This window comes from Kitasatospora sp. NPDC043950 (genome assembly GCF_056435345.1).
The window spans coordinates 24,258-39,266 of sequence record NZ_JBWKER010000024.1 but is presented as its reverse complement, the minus strand read 5'-3'; the positions used below and the strand labels follow the sequence as shown (position 1 = coordinate 39,266).

General features: G+C 72.7%; 12 protein-coding genes. 5 read left to right on the top strand and 7 right to left on the bottom strand.

Annotated features, from left to right (window positions below):
• Positions 1-525: 525 nt before the first annotated feature.
• On the bottom strand, positions 526-1,419 hold the full coding sequence (locus AC07BF_RS17800; protein WP_363629507.1) for an IclR family transcriptional regulator: 894 nt from the start codon (positions 1,417-1,419) through the stop codon (positions 526-528).
• A 426-nt stretch (positions 1,420-1,845) separates the two neighbouring features.
• Here AC07BF_RS17800 and AC07BF_RS17795 point away from each other — a divergent pair, with 426 nt between their 5' ends.
• The 5 genes from AC07BF_RS17795 (at position 1,846) to AC07BF_RS17775 (ending at position 8,522) form a co-directional block, all read left to right on the top strand.
• Positions 1,846-3,156, top strand: a complete 1,311-nt coding sequence (locus AC07BF_RS17795; RefSeq protein WP_363585231.1) for an extracellular solute-binding protein — start codon at positions 1,846-1,848, stop codon at positions 3,154-3,156.
• Positions 3,157-3,281: 125 nt separating this feature from the next.
• Positions 3,282-4,262, top strand: a complete 981-nt coding sequence (locus tag AC07BF_RS17790) for a carbohydrate ABC transporter permease (protein WP_063350256.1) — start codon at positions 3,282-3,284, stop codon at positions 4,260-4,262.
• Between the two features lie 128 nt (positions 4,263-4,390).
• Complete coding sequence (locus AC07BF_RS17785) at positions 4,391-5,182, top strand: carbohydrate ABC transporter permease (protein WP_363585314.1); 792 nt, start codon at positions 4,391-4,393, stop codon at positions 5,180-5,182.
• Between the two features lie 261 nt (positions 5,183-5,443).
• Positions 5,444-7,837: an excinuclease ABC subunit UvrA gene (locus AC07BF_RS17780; protein ID WP_363585313.1), complete on the top strand. Its 2,394-nt coding sequence runs from the start codon at positions 5,444-5,446 to the stop codon at positions 7,835-7,837.
• A 97-nt stretch (positions 7,838-7,934) separates the two neighbouring features.
• The gene (locus AC07BF_RS17775; RefSeq protein WP_363585229.1) at positions 7,935-8,522 is read left to right on the top strand and encodes a hypothetical protein; all 588 of its coding nucleotides are present in this window, start codon (positions 7,935-7,937) and stop codon (positions 8,520-8,522) included.
• On the opposite strand, the gene AC07BF_RS17770 is transcribed toward AC07BF_RS17775, so the two are convergent.
• From AC07BF_RS17770 to AC07BF_RS17745, 6 genes are read right to left on the bottom strand one after another with little or no spacing between them, the layout of a single operon-like run.
• Positions 8,519-10,144, bottom strand: a complete 1,626-nt coding sequence (locus AC07BF_RS17770) for an amidohydrolase (protein ID WP_363585227.1) — start codon at positions 10,142-10,144, stop codon at positions 8,519-8,521. The two genes, AC07BF_RS17775 and AC07BF_RS17770, sit on opposite strands and share 4 nt — an antisense overlap.
• Positions 10,141-10,995, bottom strand: coding sequence for a PaaX family transcriptional regulator (locus AC07BF_RS17765; protein ID WP_363585225.1), 855 nt, complete (start codon positions 10,993-10,995; stop codon positions 10,141-10,143). The genes AC07BF_RS17770 and AC07BF_RS17765 overlap by 4 nt, the downstream gene beginning before the upstream one ends.
• A 53-nt stretch (positions 10,996-11,048) precedes the next feature.
• A complete protein-coding gene (locus tag AC07BF_RS17760) occupies positions 11,049-11,807 on the bottom strand; it encodes a maleate cis-trans isomerase family protein (RefSeq protein WP_363585223.1) in 759 nt (252 codons plus the stop codon).
• 48 nt (positions 11,808-11,855) lie between these two features.
• Entirely contained in the window at positions 11,856-12,758 is a 903-nt protein-coding gene (locus AC07BF_RS17755) for a fumarylacetoacetate hydrolase family protein (protein WP_363585221.1), read from the bottom strand.
• A 52-nt stretch (positions 12,759-12,810) separates the two neighbouring features.
• Positions 12,811-14,028 (bottom strand): cupin domain-containing protein, encoded by a 1,218-nt coding sequence (locus AC07BF_RS17750; RefSeq protein ID WP_363585219.1) that lies wholly within the window; start codon positions 14,026-14,028, stop codon positions 12,811-12,813.
• Positions 14,025-14,996, bottom strand: a complete 972-nt coding sequence (locus tag AC07BF_RS17745; RefSeq protein ID WP_363585217.1) for a carbon-nitrogen hydrolase family protein — start codon at positions 14,994-14,996, stop codon at positions 14,025-14,027. The genes AC07BF_RS17750 and AC07BF_RS17745 overlap by 4 nt, the downstream gene beginning before the upstream one ends.
• Positions 14,997-15,009 lie beyond the last annotated feature (13 nt).

Genomic DNA, 15,009 nt, shown 5'->3' with positions numbered 1-15,009 from the left:
GGGAGATGATTCCTCGTCAGGCGTCAGTGGTGCTACCAGAGCACGTCCTACTTTCAGTAGGAAGAGTCCGTGCGATCCGGGCCTGGCGCTCCAATTGTCGGACGGGGTCCGGTGCCTTTCAAAGGGTGCCGGGCCTTGTTTGCTTTTGGGGTGCGGGTTGGTCGGGGTTCGGTGTGTGGGTGTGGGGCTGGTATTGTTCTGGGTGTCGCGAGGGAGATGATTCCTCGTCAGGCGTCAGTGGTGCTACCAGAGCACGTCCTACTTTCAGTAGGAAGAGTCCGTGCGATCCGGGCCTGGCGCTCCAATAGTCGGACGGGGTCCGGTGCCTTTCTAAAGGTGCCGGGCCTTGTTTGCTTTTGGGGAGGCGATCTCCGTGCTCGGTCGGACGGCGACGTCGGTGATCCTGTCCTCCCCGGTGGAGCAGCGGGTCCTGCTGCCCTCGGAATAGCCCCGGCCGGAAGCCCGGAAGCCCGGAAGCCCGGAAGCCCGGAAGCCCGGAAGCCCCGGCCTGGGCCGGGCCGGGGCTCAGGACGGCTGGCGGTCGGAACCGAGTTCGCGGGAGATCCGCAGCCCGGCCTGGGCGACGACGGGGCCGAGGGCGCGGACGCGGGCGGCGGTCATGCGGGAGGTCAGGCCGGAGACCGACAGGGCGGCGGTGACCTCGCCGGCGTGGTCGAAGATCGGTGCGGCGACGCAGCGGACCTCGGGTTCGTTCTCGCGGTCGTCGATGGAGTAGCCGCGGGCGCGGATCCGGGCGAGGTCGGCGCGCAGCCGGGTCTCGTCGGAGATGGTCCAGGCGGTGACCGGGCGCAGGCCTGCGGCGACGACCTCGGTGACGGCCTCGTCGGGCAGCCAGGCGAGGATGGCCTTTCCGGTGGCGGTGCAGTAGGCGGGGGCCCGGCTGCCGACGCGGGAGGCCATGCGGACGTTGGTCTCGTCCTCGACCTTGTCCAGGTAGACGATTCCGGGGGCCTGCCAGACGGTCAGGTGGACGGTCTCGCCGGCCTCGCGCTGGAGTCGGCGCAGGTGTTCGGCGGCGACGCTGCGCAGGTCGAGGGTGGAGAGGTAGGCCTGGCCAAGGCGCAGCGAGCCGTGGCCGAGCCGGAACCAGCCGGTCTCGCGGTCGCGGTCGAGGAGGTGCTCGTCGAGCAGCGGGCCCGCGAGCCGCAGCACGGTGCTCTTGTTGAGGCCGAGCGCTTCGGCGAGTTGGGCGAGCGGGACGCCGCGCCCGTCGCTGTGGTCGCGGACGTGGCCGAGGACGGCGAGCGCGCGGCGCAGCGAGGACGACTGGTTGCGTTCGGTCGCGGGTTTGCGCCCGGCGGCTGCGCCCGAGGGTCGTTCGGCCGCAGCGCCGGTGGGTCCGTCGGCCGCCGTGCCCGCGGGCCGCTCGGTCTCCGCGTCGGGCCCCGTCTCCGTCATGGGTGGTCCGTCCCTGTCTCGTTCCGCTGCCGAGTGCCAGCGCCGTGTACTGCAGCCGTGTGCTGCTGCCGCGTGCTGCCGGTGTTCCCCCCGCTCGACGGCGGCGGTTGTCAGAAGGTACCCGTTCGCGTCCGCAACGCCACTTCTTCGACACAACGTTGTGCAGTGCAAAACTTCCCGAACCCCCTCTTGTTGGCGCCGATCGCCCGCGCTTAACGTCCCTGCCATCGAGCAGGCGACGCCGCCCCACCCGAACGGTCCGCCCTGCCGTACCCCCGTACCGGCCTGCCCGGGACGCCCCCCAACGCGTCCGGGCCGTCCTCCACCCACACCCACCATCGGCCCCGGTCAGGGCCTGCTTCGACGTACCCGTCCCCAGCGGCGCACGTCTCGGCGGCAACTGTCGGGAGGGGAGGTTCTCCACCCATGCGACTCATCAGACGGACTGCCGCGGCCGCCGTGCTCGCCGCCAGCTGCCTCGCCGCGACCGCCTGCGCGCCGGGCACCGCCGCGCCGGCCGGCGACAAGGCCGCCGACGACCGGACCGGCACCCTCCAGGTCTGGCTGTACAACGAGGCGGGCAACGCGGCCAAGGAGGCCGTGGTCGGCAAGGCGGTGAGCGAGTTCCAGGCCTCCCACCAGGGCGTCACCGTCAAGGTCAGCTACATCGACACCGACGCCTCCGCCCGCGCGGCCAAGATGAAGGGCGCCTTCAACGACCCGGGCAGCGCCCCGGACCTGGTCGAGTTCGGCAACACCGACCTCCCCGGCTACGTCGCGGCCGGCGGCCTCGCCGAGATCGGCGCCGACCTCGACAAGTGGCAGGACAAGGGCGACCTCGACCCGGCGATCGTCAAGACCGCCGTGGTGGACGGCAAGACGTACGGCCTGCCCTGGTGGGTCGCCGTGCGCGCGCTCTACTACCGCAGCGACCTGTTCACCGAGGCCGGGCTGACCCCGCCGACCTCGTACGCCGAACTTGTCACCGCCACCCAGAAGATCCACGCCGCGAACCCCGACACCTTCGGCATCGCCGTCGGCGGCAAGTACACCTTCGGGGCGCTGCCGTTCGTCTGGGACGCGGGCGGCGACATCGCCGCCAAGGACGGTTCCGCGTACAAGGCGGCCATCAACTCGCCCGCCTCGCAGGCCGGGATCAAGCGCTACACCGATCTCTTCGGCGCCGACGGCTGCCCCGCCCAGCAGTGCGCCGACCTCACCGGCGGCAAGACCGTCGACCTGTTCGCGGCCGGCAAGTCGGCGATGGCGATCCTGCCCAACTCCAGCCGCAGCAAGGTCGACGGGGGCCCGGTGAAGGGCAAGTACGGCGTGGTGCCGCTGCCCGGGGAGAAGGCCGGCTCGATCGCCCCGGCGTTCGCGGGCGGCAACAACCTCGGCGTGATGAAGGCGGCCAAGCACCGCACGCTCGCCCTTGAATTCGCCGAACTGCTGGCGGGCCCGGCGTACCAGGAGCAGATGTACGACGCGATGGGCAACCTGCCGACGCTCAAGTCCGTCAGCGGCAAGGTCGCCGCCAAGGACGCCTTCCTGAAGCCGTTCACCGACACCATCGCGGCCGGCACCAGGTTCGTCCCGCTCGACCAGGCGTGGGCGCAGATCGACGCCCAGGCGGTGATCCCGACCATGCTGCAGCAGGTGGTCACCGGCAAGGCGGACGTGGCGAAGGCCTCGGGCGACGCCGCGAACCAGATCACCTCGGCCTTCGCCGCGCACTGACGGCGGCCGCGCACCCGCCTCCGACCCCCGGCCCCGCCTCCAACCCCCGTACCAACCCCTGGTTCCGTACCACCTCCTGGTCCCGCACCGACCTCCTGGTCCGCGGAAGAGAGCAGGTCCCGCACGTGTCCGCATCCACCACGACCGCCCCGACGGCGCCGCCTTCCCCGCGCGGGCGCCGTGGGGGCACGGCGCCGGCCGCACCCTCGGGCGGCCGGCGCCGCCGGCCCCCGCTGCTGCTGCTCCTGCCGGCCGCGGTCATCCTGATCCCGCTGGTCGCCTACCCGATCTACCAGCTGGGCCTGCTGTCCGTGCTGGACTTCGGGCAGGCCCAGGCCTCCGGGGGCGCCCCGACCTCCTTCGTCGGCTTCGGCAACTATTCGAAGATCCTGAGCGACGGCCAGTTCTGGTCGGTGCTGCTGCAGACGGTCGGGTTCGCCGCGTTCTGCGTGGTCGCCACCCTGGCCGTCGGCGCGACCCTCGCCGTCCTGCTGACCAAGGTCGGGCGGTGGCCCCGGCTGGTGCTGACCACCGCCGCGATGGCGGCCTGGGCGGCTCCGGCGATGACCGGTTCGACGGTGTGGAGCTTCCTGTTCGACACCAACCTCGGCCTGGTCAACCACACGCTGGTGAAGCTCGGGCTCACCGGCTTCCACGAGTTCAACTGGTTCTACGACAAGTGGACGGCGTTCCTGATCGTCGGCGCCGTCGTGGTGTGGCACTCCTTCCCCTTCGTGATGGTCACCCTCTACGCGGGGATCCGGGCGATCCCGGAGGAGATCATGGAGGCCGCCGCCCTGGACGGCGCCAACACCTGGACGACCTTCCGCCGGATCACCGCGCCGATGCTGCGGCCGATCCTGACCATCGTGGTGATCCAGTCGGTGATCTGGGACTTCAAGGTCTTCACCCAGATCTACGTGATGACCGAGGGCGGCGGCATCGCCGGCCAGAACCTGGTGCTCAACGTGTACGCGTACCAGAAGGCGTTCGCCTCCTCGCAGTACGGGCTCGGCGCGGCGATCGGCGTGATCATGCTGCTGATCCTGGTGATCCCGACGGTCCTCTACATCCGCACCCTGCGACGGACGGGGAACGAACTGTGAGCGCCCTGAACCCCGTCCGGGACTCCCGGACCGGCACCGGCGGAACCGGCACCGCCCGGAGCCGCACCACCCGCAACACCCGCGGCCGTTGGCGGCTCGCCGCCAACACCGGCGCGATCGTGCTGGCCATGGTCACCGCCTTCCCGATCTTCTGGATGGTGCTGTCCGCCTTCAAGCCCAAGGGCGAGGTGCGGTCGCTGGATCCGAAGCCGTGGACGGCGCACCCCACGCTGGAGAGCTTCCGCCAGGTGCTCAGCGTGGACGGCTTCGGCCGGTACTTCGTGAACAGCCTGGTGATCGCGGTGTCGGTGGTGGTGCTCTCGGCCGTCGTGGTGTTCCTGGCGGCGGTGGCCGTGACCAGGTTCCGGTTCAGGTTCCGCACCACCATCATGGTGATGTTCCTGATCGCCCAGATGATCCCGGTCGAGGCGCTCACCATCCCGCTGTTCTTCATGTTCCGCGACGCCGGCCGGTTCGCGCCGGGCATCGGGCTGAACACCCTCGCCTCGCTGATCCTGGTGCAGTTGGCGTTCTCGCTGCCGTTCGGCATCTGGATGATGCGCGGCTTCGTCGCGGCCGTCCCGGTGTCGATCGAGGAGGCCGCGCAGATCGACGGCGCCAGCCGCACCCGCATCCTGTGGCGGATCCTGCTGCCGCTGGTGGCCCCGGGCCTCGCCGCGACCAGCGTGTTCTCCTTCATCGCCGCGTGGAACGACTTCGTCTTCGCGAAGACCTTCATCATCAGCGCCACCCAGAACCAGACCCTGCCGTCCGCGCTGCTGGTCTTCTTCAAGCCGGACGAGAACGACTGGGGCGGCATCATGGCGGCGTCGACGCTGATGACGGTGCCGGTGCTGATCTTCTTCATCGCGGTCCAGCGCAAGCTGGTGTCCGGGCTGGCGGGCGCGGTGAAGGACTGACGCCGGCCGGCGTGGTGAAGGACTGAGGCCGACCGGGGCGGTCGGGCGGGCTCCCCCCGTCCGGCCGCCCTGCGATCGTGCCACGCCGTGCGGCCGGTACCGGACGCCGATCCGCGGGCCCACCGGCCGGGCCGTCCTCGGGACGGCGGTTAGGCTTCCGCCATGCCTGGCCGGCACCGGTGGACGGGGCTCCCCTCCCCGGTGCGGCGGCCGGTGATCAGCCACCGCGACGGCGGCTCCGCCGCACAGATGGGGAAGACGATGAGCAAGCCCACGAGGACGGCCGCGCAGCCGCCGGCGGCACCCGGTGCCGACAGTCACGACCTGATCCGCGTGCACGGCGCGCGCGAGAACAACCTCAAGGACGTCAGCGTCGAGCTCCCGAAGCGGCGGCTGACGGTGTTCACCGGCGTCTCCGGCTCCGGCAAGAGCTCCCTGGTGTTCGACACGATCGCCGCCGAGTCGCAGCGGCTGATCAACGAGACCTACAGCGCCTTCGTCCAGGGCTTCATGCCGACCCAGGCGCGGCCCGAGGTCGACGTACTGGAGGGGCTGACCACCGCGATCATCGTCGACCAGCAGCGGATGGGCGCGGACCCCCGCTCCACGGTCGGCACCGCCACCGACGCCAACGCGATGCTGCGGATCCTCTTCAGCCGGCTCGGGCAGCCGCACATCGGCTCGCCCAAGGCGTTCTCCTTCAACGTCCCCTCGATCAGCGGGGCGGGCGCCGTCACCGTCGAGCGCGGCGGGAAGACCGTCAAGGAGCGGCGCAGCTTCAGCATCACCGGCGGCATGTGTCCGCGCTGCGAGGGCCGCGGCAGCGTCTCCGACATCGACCTCACCCAGCTCTTCGACGACACCAAGTCGATCTCCGAGGGCGCGATCACCATCCCCGGCTGGAAGACCGACAGCTGGTGGACGGTGGGGATCTACGCGAACTCGGGCTTCCTCGACCCGGACAAGCCGATCCGCAAGTACACCAAGAAGGAGATGCAGGACTTCCTCCACCGCGAGCCGACCAAGGTCAAGGTCAACGGGGTCAACCTCACCTACGAGGGGCTGATCCCGAAGATCCAGAAGTCGATGCTCACCAAGGACCGGGACGCGCTGCAGCCGCACATCCGGGCGTTCGTCGACCGGGCGGTCACCTTCACCGCCTGCCCCGACTGCGGTGGCACCCGGCTCAGCGAGGCGGCCCGGTCGTCGCTGATCGGCGGGACCAGCATCGCCGACGCCTGCGCGATGCAGATCAGCGACCTGGCCGCCTGGGTCCGCGACCTCGACGAGCCGGCCGTGGCGCCGCTGCTCGGGACCCTGCGGCACACCCTCGACTCGTTCGTGGAGATCGGGCTGGGCTACCTCTCGCTCGACCGGCCGTCCGGCACGCTGTCCGGCGGCGAGGCGCAGCGGGTCAAGATGATCCGGCACCTCGGCTCGGCGCTCACCGACGTCACGTACGTCTTCGACGAGCCCACCACCGGCCTGCACCCGCACGACATCCAGCGGATGAACGAACTCCTGCTGCGGCTGCGGGACAAGGGCAACACGGTGCTGGTCGTGGAGCACAAGCCGGAGACCATCGCGATCGCCGACCACGTCGTCGACCTCGGACCCGGCGCCGGGACGGCGGGTGGCTCGGTCTGCTTCGAGGGCACCGTCGAGGGGCTGCGGTCCAGCGGCACCGTCACCGGCCGCCACTTCGACGACCGGGCCGCGGTCCGCAAGGCGGTGCGCGAGCCGAACGGCACCCTGGAGATCCGCGGCGCGAGGGCGAACAACCTGCGCGACGTCGACGTCGACATCCCGCTCGGGGTGCTGACCGTGATCACCGGCGTCGCCGGCTCCGGGAAGAGCTCGCTGGTGCACGGCTCGATCCCCACGGGCGCGGGCGTGGTGTCCGTCGACCAGGGCGCCATCCGCGGCTCCCGGCGCAGCAACCCGGCGACGTACACCGGGCTGCTGGAGCCGATCCGCAAGGCCTTCGCGAAGGCCAACGGCGTCAAGCCGGCCCTGTTCAGCGCCAACTCCGAGGGCGCCTGCCCCAACTGCAACGGCGCCGGGGTGGTCTTCACCGACCTGGCGATGATGGCCGGCGTGGCCAGCACCTGCGAGGAGTGCGAGGGCAAGCGCTACCAGGCCTCGGTGCTGGAGTACCACCTCGGCGGCCGCGACATCAGCGAGGTGCTCGCGATGCCGGTGACCGAGGCCGAGGAGTTCTTCGGCACCGGCGAGGCCCGCATCCCGGCCGCGCACCGCATCCTCGCCAACCTCGCCGACGTCGGGCTCGGCTACCTCAGCCTCGGCCAGCCGCTCACCACGCTGTCCGGCGGCGAGCGGCAGCGGCTCAAGCTGGCCACCCACATGGCCGAGAAGGGCGGCGTCTACGTCCTCGACGAGCCGACCACCGGCCTGCACCTCGCCGACGTCGAGCAGTTGCTCGGGCTGCTCGACCGGCTGGTGGACTCCGGCAAGTCGGTCATCGTCATCGAGCACCACCAGGCGGTGATGGCGCACGCCGACTGGATCATCGACCTCGGCCCGGGCGCCGGCCACGACGGCGGCCGGATCGTCTTCGAGGGCACGCCCGCCGACCTGATCGCCGCCCGCTCCACCCTCACCGGCGAGCACCTCGCGGCCTACGTCGGGGGCTGACGGCCCCGGCGTTCGACCCCTTCGGCGTTCGACCCCTTCGACGGTCGAACGCTTCGGCGGCAGGGCGGTGCCACGCCCCGGGCACTACCCTGCTGCCATGGCGATCCACGGCTTCGGGGCCACCGAGTTCCAGCTCGTGCTGCTGCGCCGGATGGCCGACTTCAACCCGGAACCGGTCGAGCAGGCCGTGCGGCGGCTCGGCGCGACCCGGGCCGCCATGCGGGAGGCGAACAAGCGCTGGCAGGCGATGGTCCGCTCGCCCCGGTTCCCACGCGGCGCCGACCGCTGCGCCGCCGTCCTCGGCCCGCCGCAGGCGGTGGTGCCGCGCCGGATCGGGGACCTCGCCTGCACCGCGCGGCAGTGGGCGCTGCCGCTCTGGCCCGAGCTGCGCTTCGAGAGCCTGCTCGGTCCGGCGCAGGCCGGTCGGCCGCTGCTGAACGAGTGGCTGGTGCGCGGACCGGACGCCCCGGCGCCCGGGCTGCGCACCCTCGCCGACCTCGCGCCGTGGAGCTGCGTGGTCGCCGACCTGGGCGCCGCGTTTCCGCCCGCCCGGCCGCGCGAGGGCAGCGCGCCGACCCGCTTCCAGCTCGACTTCACCGCCCCGGACGCCGACGGGCGGGCGCGCCCGTGCACCGCCGACTTCACCTGGGGGCTGCTCCAGGAGGTCCGGCCGGACGGTCCTTAGGCCTGGGCCGGGTGGACGGTCCGCCCGCCGACGACCGTGCGCTCGGGCCGCAGCTCGCGCAGCACGTCCACCGGGCAGCTCAGCGGATCGACCGGCCACACCGTCAGATCGGCCAGCGCCCCCGGCCGCAGGCTGCCGCGTTCGGCGCTCTCGCCCATCAGCCGGGCCGCGTGGACGGTGTGCAGCGCGACCGCCTCGGCCCGGTCGACGGCGTGCTCGGGCCCCACCACCCCGGCGGTGGTCCGGCGGGTCGTCATGCCCCACACCGACACCATCGCGCCGTACGGGCCGACCGGGAAGTCCGAGCCGGCGGCCAGCAGCGCGCCCTCGTCGAGCCATTCGCGCAGCGGGAAGATCCCGGCGGTCCGCTCCTCGCCCCAGGCCCGCTGCTGGGCGAGCGCGCCGTCGTGCAGCAGCGGGTGCTGCACGGTGACGGGTACGCCGAGCGCGATCGCCCGGGCCCGCTGGTCGGCCCGGGCCAGTCCGCCGTGCTCGACCACCAGCGTGCCGGGCGGCAGGCCGGGGCGCTGGTCGAGCACCTCCTCGAAGACGTCCAGCAGGGTGCGCAGGCCGCGGTCGCCCCAGGCGTGCACGCCGACCCGCCAGCCGCGCCCGACCACCCGGTCGACGGCCGCGACCAGCTCCTTCGGCTCCCAGAGCAGCCGGCCGTGGTAGCAGGGCCGGTCCTGGTACGGCTCCTCCAGCGCGCCGGCCTCGAAGCCGCCGTCGATGCCGAACTTCACCCCCCACAGCCGCAGCAGGTCGTCGTCCTCGCCGGCGGCGCGCCAGGCGTCCATCCGGTCCAGCAGCTCGTCGACCTGCTCGGGGGTGCGGGCGGCGAAGCCGGAGACCAGCGCCCGGACCCGGACGGCGAGCGCGCCGGCGGCCCGGGCCGCGAGCAGCACGTCGAGGTCCTCGACCGGGACGAGGCAGTCGCGGACGGTGCCGATGCCGGTGGCGGCGTAGCCGGCGGAGGCGGCGCGCAGGCCGGCCACCCGTTCGGCGAGCGCGGGGCGCGGCAGCATCCGCTCGACCAGTTCGACCGCCTTGTTGACCAGCCGCCCGGTGAGTCGCCCCCGGTCGTCGCGTTCGAGCAGGCCGCCGGGCGGGTCGGGGGTGTCGGCGGTGATGCCGGCGAGGCGCAGCGCGGCCGAGTTGAGCACCATGTTGTAGGCGCCGCGGCGGACCAGGACGGGGTGGTCGGCGGTGGCCTCGTCCAGTTCCGCGGTGGTGGGCAGCCGCTGCTCGGCGAGCAGCACCTCCTGCCAGTTGACGGTGGTGTGGATCCACTGGCCGGGCGGGGTCTGGGCGGCGCGTTCGCGGATCAGGCCGAGGAACGCGGCGAGGTCGCGCGCCCGGTGGACGGGGACGCCGTGGACGCTGTGGCCGGCCAGGATCAGGTGGGTGTGGGTGTCGTCGAAGGCGGGCAGCACCGTCGCGGCGGGGGCGTCCAGGACCTCGGTGGCCGGTCCGACCAGGTCGTCCAGGCCGTGCGGGTCGGGGGACAGGGCGGTGATCCGTGCCCCGGTGACGGCGATCGCCCGCTGCGGCGGCCGGCCGGGGACGAGGGTGTGGACGGCGGCGGCGCGGACGAGGAGGTCGGCGGGGGCGGGGTCGGTCATCGCGGCTCCTGGTGGGGTGGGGCGCCGGCCGACAGGCCGGTGACCTTCTCGACGTGCCGCAGGCTGGGCTCGGCGAGCAGCGCGTGCAGCTCGGTGAAGACGGCCCGCGCGGCGACGGCGTTCCAGTCGGCGGGCAGCAGCGGTTCGGGCAGGCCCGGGTCCAGGTAGGGCAGCCGGCGCCACTGGGTGAGCATCGGGACGTAGTCGCGGAACGCCTCGACCGGGTCGACCCGCGGCCGGCCGCGCAGTTCGGCGGCGACCGGGCGCCAGGCGTCGTCGAAGGCCGCGTACTGCGCCTCGATCGCCGGGAAGTCCCACCAGCCGGCCACCGCGGTGCGCAGTTCGGCGAAGCCCGCGTACTCGGCGGACAGGAACAGGTGCACGTAGGCGCTCAGCCCGAGGCGCTCCAGCAGCCGCCGGGCGTCCGGCAGCAGCCGGGCGGGCGCCAGCCAGACGCCGGGGGCGGCGTTGCCGAAGCCGAGCCAGCTCAGCCGGGAGCGCAGCTGGTGGCGGTGGGCGCGCTCGGACTCGGGCACCGAGAAGACCGCGACCACCCAGCCGTCGGCGAGTTCGGCGGGCTCCAGGCTGTGGAAGATCCGGCGGTCGCCCTCCTCGAAGACCGGGTCCATCGCCGGGGCGAGCCGGTAGCCGGTGCCGTCGCGGCGCTCCTGGAACAGGGTGCCGGCCTTCTTCAGCCGGGAGATGGCCGAGCGCACCGCCGGGCCGTCGACGTCGAGTTCGGCCATCAGCGCGATCAGGTCGGCGATCGAGATCCAGCCGCCGAGGCGGCGCACGAACTCGCCGTACACGGTGTGGATGAGCGAGCTGGGCCGGGTCGTGCTCTCCGACATGGTGCGCCTCCTCCCCGGCAGCTCGTGGTGATCATAGCGGTGGGAGCCCGGCGTCAGGCCTGGGCGTAGGCGCCGGAGAGCAGGTGCCCGGCGCCGGGGGCGACGGCCGGCAGGCCGAGGGCGCGCAGCAGTTGGTGGGCGGTGCAGATCGCCGCCGAGACGACCGGCTTGCCGAGCTGCTGTTCGGCTTCCTCGACGGCGGACAGCGAGGGCAGCTGCACGCAGGCCGAGAGCACCACCGCGTCGGCCTCGGCGTGGGCGAGACGCCGGGCGATGGCGGGGAGCCGCGCCGGGTCGTGGGCGGCCACGTCGAGGTTGTCGGGGATCTCCAGGGCCGCGTAGTCGAGCACTTCGATGCCCTCGTGGGCCAGGTAGTCGACCACGGTCCGGGCCAGCGGCCGCAGGTACGGGGTGACGAGGGCGACCTTCTTGGCGCCGAGCGTGTGCAGGCCGGTCACCAGGGCGCCCGCGCTGGTGACCACGGGGGCGGGGGCGCCGTTCTCGGCGGTGCGCCGGTGCAGGCGCTGTTCGGCCTCGCGGTGGTAGCCGGGGCCGGTGGCCATCACGGCGACCAGGCAGGCGTAGCCGAGCACGTCGACCCGGGCGTCGGAGAGTTCGGCCGCGCAGCGGTCGGACTCGGCGTCCATGGCGCGCAGTTGCTCGGGGGTGACCCTGGTCATCCGCATCCGGCTGGAGTGGAAGGTGAACCGCTCGGGCGCGACCGCCTCGCGGGCCCGCAGCAGGGCGGGGACCTCGGTCTCCATGGTGACGTTGGAGCTGGGGACGATCTGGCCGATCCGGTAGGTGGTCATGGGGTGCTGGGGCTCCTCTCGGGAGCTGGCCGGGGTGGGGTGCTCCGCTCAGCGGGCGTCGACCACCGGGTTGGCGAGGGTGCCGATCCGCTCGATGGTGGCCTCGACCAGGTCGCCGGGCTGGAGGAACTGCGGCGGCACCAGGCCGGCGCCGACGCCGGACGGGGAGCCGGTGGCGATCACGTCGCCCGGTTCGAGGGTGACGCCGGAGGAGATGTCGGCGATCAGGCGGGCGATGCCGAACAGCATGTGGCGGGTGTTGGAGTCCTGTCGCAGCTCGCCGTTGACCCTGAGTGAAAGGTCGAGGTCCTGCGGGTCGGGGATCTCGTCGGCCGTGACCACGACCGGGCCGAACGGCGCGTAGCTGTCCTGTCCTTTGGAGAAGAACCACTGCCCGGAACGGCGCTGGTCGCGGGCGCTGACGTCGTTGACGATGCTGTAGCCGAAGACGTGCCGCCAGGCGTCCCGCTCGGCCACCCGGAAGGCCGGCTCGCCGATCACCACGGCGAGTTCGCACTCCCAGTCGAGCTGCTTGGTCAGGTCGGCGTTGTGCCGGATGGGCTGGCCCGGGCCGGTGACGGCGGTCGCGGGCTTGCTGAACAGCACCGGCCGGTCGGGCAGTTCGCGCTCGGTGTCCAGGGTGCGGTGCGATTCGGCGACGTGCTCCACGTAGTTGAGGCCGACACCGACGATCTTGCCGGGCCGCAGGGGCGCGCGCAGCGAGACCTCGGCGAGCGGGCGGACGGCGGGGTGGCCGGGCCCGGCGTGGGACAGCAGCGTGCGGGCGGTGGCCAGCGCGGCCTCGCCGGCCCGGACCAGGTCGAGCAGGCCGTCGGGCAGCCGGGCGCCGGCGGCGGTGGCGAGGGCGGTCAGGTCGGCGACCTGGTCGCCGAGCCGGGCGCCGAGGCGCGGGGTCTCGTCGCCGTCCGCGCAGTAGGTCAACAGGTGCATGGTCGGGGCTCCTCGGGGTTGCCGGGCGGTGGTGGGGCGCGTGTCCGGTGGGTCAGGCCGGGCCCTGGTGCCCGTCGTGCGCCGGGTGGGCCTCCTCGCGGTAGAGGCCGAGCGAGTGCATCACCGGGAAGTCGTTGAAGGAGAACAGGCAGGCGTCCTCGCCGGGGTCGAGGTTCGCGTGCTCGTGCCAGGCCCAGGACGGGACGACGAAGACGTCGCCCTGCTGCCACTCGAAGCGCCGCCCGGCGATCACCGAGACGCCGCGCCCCTTGGCCGCCGTGTAGACCACCGAGCCGGTGTGGCGGTGGGCGCGGGTGGCCTGGCCGGGGCGCAGCAGTTGCAGGTGGGCGGCCATGGTCGGCATCACCGGGCCGCCGGTGACCGGGTTGGTGTACTCCATGATGACGCCGTCGTACGGCGATCCCCCGGTGGCGCGGGCGAGTCGGCACAGCGCGTGGTAGCTCGGCTCCCAGGGCCAGCCGAGCAGGGGGGAGTAGGGCCTGCTCCAGGTCTCGACGCCGTACGGGAGCAGGTTGCCGCCGTAGCTCAGCAGCGAGGAGTTCACCACCGGGCCGGGCCGCTGGTACAGCTCCGGGTGGACCTCGTAGAAGTTCGCGTCGAGCATGTTGACCAGCGGGATGTCCAGGCCGTCCTGCCAGATCACCGGGGCGTCGTCGGACTCGTTTCCGTGCTCGTGCCAGGAGTTGTTGGGCGTGATGGCGAAGTCGCGCGGGCCGACCCTGAGCTTCTGGCCGTCCACGACCGTCCAGGCGCCGGTGCCCTCGTGGACGAAGCGCAGGGCGGCGGCCTGGTGGCGGTGCGCGGTCATCGCCTCGCCGGGGCCCATGATCTGGAGGCCGGTGTACAGCAGGCCGACGGCGGCGCTCAGTTCGCGGCGCCCGGGGTTGACCAGCATCACCACCCGGCGGCCGGCGTCGTCGGCCTTGACCAGCGGCAGCGCCTTGCGGACCAGCGGGCGCAGGTCGGCGTAGCGCCAGAGCACCGGCACCGACTTGGGCTGCGGGTACCAGGGCTCGATCTCGTTCGCCACCGTCCACAGGGCGCCGGCCTCGTGCTCGGCCAGTTCCTCGTAGTAGGCGGTGAGTTCGGGGCTGTCGGTGACCCTGGCGCGGCCGAGCTGGTCGTCGTCGTGGTCGGCCGTGCGGCCCTGGTCGGTGGTGCCGTGGGGGTTGGCGGTGCCGTGGGGGTCGGTGGTGCCGTGGCGGTCGGTCGTGCCGTGGCGGTCGGTCGTGCCGTCGTCGCTGGTCATGCCTGCTCCTCCGGGAACACCAGCGGCCGCAGCGGGCGGTTGTCCACGTGCAGCCGGAAGACGTCGAAGCGGTTGTAGTGGCCGACGATGTCGTGCATCTGCTTGGGTTGGATGCACCGGCCGAGGTCGATCTCGGCGTAGACGATGCCCTCCTCGTCCACCAGCGGCTCGCCCACCGGGCGTCCGTCGGGGCCGAAGATGCCGGACAACGCGCTGCGCGGGCGGGCGAGTTGCTTGCGCACCTGGTGGTCGTCGCCGGCGATCAGGTCCACCATCTCGGGCGAGATGGTGGAGCAGGAGACCACGGTGAACAGCTTGCCCTCGAAGCAGTGCGCGGCGGCGCGCAGCGCGATCGCCTCCGCCATGTCGTAGTCCTCGGGGGCCACCGGCAGGGCGATGTAGCTGGCGGCGTGGACGAGTTCGCCCTGGGCCAGCAGGGTGAAGCGGGCCAGGGTGTTGGTGTTCTCGCCGCAGGCGAGCGCGCCGAGCGGGCCGACGGCCGTGCGGTGCACCCGCAGGGAGCTGCCGTCGCCGGGCGTCCAGGTCAGCTTCTCGGCCCAGGTCGGCACCAACTTGCGGTGCACGGCGAGGAGTTCTCCGTCCGCGCCGATGATCAGCAAGGTGTTGTGGAGCACCCCGAGGCTGTGTTGGCCGCGTTCGTTGACGCCGATCACCAGCACCACGCCGGCCTGCCGGGCGGCGGCGCGCAGCGTGTCGACGTACGGGCCGGGGACGTCGACGGCGGCGCGGTAGAGGCGCTCGTACCAGGGCGAGCCCTGCACCGGGTTCATCGTCCAGTTCCAGTACGGGTAGCCGGGGACGAAGACCTCGGGGAAGACCACCAGGGCGGCGCCGTGGCCGGCCGCCTCGTGGATCAGGGCGACGGCCTTGTCGACGGTGGCGGCCGGGTCCAGGTAGACGGGGGCGGCCTGGACGGCCGCGGCGGTGAAGCGGGGCAGGTCGGGCATGGTTCCTCCTCGG

Bases quoted from the DNA above. Each gene is read 5' to 3' on its own strand.
- AC07BF_RS17800 (WP_363629507.1), bottom strand. From the start codon at position 1,419: ATGACGGAGACGGGGCCCGACGCGGAGACCGAGCGGCCCGCGGGCACG.
- AC07BF_RS17795 (WP_363585231.1), top strand. From the start codon at position 1,846: ATGCGACTCATCAGACGGACTGCCGCGGCCGCCGTGCTCGCCGCCAGC.
- AC07BF_RS17785 (WP_363585314.1), top strand. From the start codon at position 4,391: ATGGTCACCGCCTTCCCGATCTTCTGGATGGTGCTGTCCGCCTTCAAG.
- AC07BF_RS17780 (WP_363585313.1), top strand. From the start codon at position 5,444: ATGAGCAAGCCCACGAGGACGGCCGCGCAGCCGCCGGCGGCACCCGGT.
- AC07BF_RS17775 (WP_363585229.1), top strand. From the start codon at position 7,935: ATGGCGATCCACGGCTTCGGGGCCACCGAGTTCCAGCTCGTGCTGCTG.
- AC07BF_RS17770 (WP_363585227.1), bottom strand. From the start codon at position 10,144: ATGACCGACCCCGCCCCCGCCGACCTCCTCGTCCGCGCCGCCGCCGTC.
- AC07BF_RS17765 (WP_363585225.1), bottom strand. From the start codon at position 10,995: ATGTCGGAGAGCACGACCCGGCCCAGCTCGCTCATCCACACCGTGTAC.
- AC07BF_RS17760 (WP_363585223.1), bottom strand. From the start codon at position 11,807: ATGACCACCTACCGGATCGGCCAGATCGTCCCCAGCTCCAACGTCACC.
- AC07BF_RS17755 (WP_363585221.1), bottom strand. From the start codon at position 12,758: ATGCACCTGTTGACCTACTGCGCGGACGGCGACGAGACCCCGCGCCTC.
- AC07BF_RS17750 (WP_363585219.1), bottom strand. From the start codon at position 14,028: ATGACCAGCGACGACGGCACGACCGACCGCCACGGCACGACCGACCGC.
- AC07BF_RS17745 (WP_363585217.1), bottom strand. From the start codon at position 14,996: ATGCCCGACCTGCCCCGCTTCACCGCCGCGGCCGTCCAGGCCGCCCCC.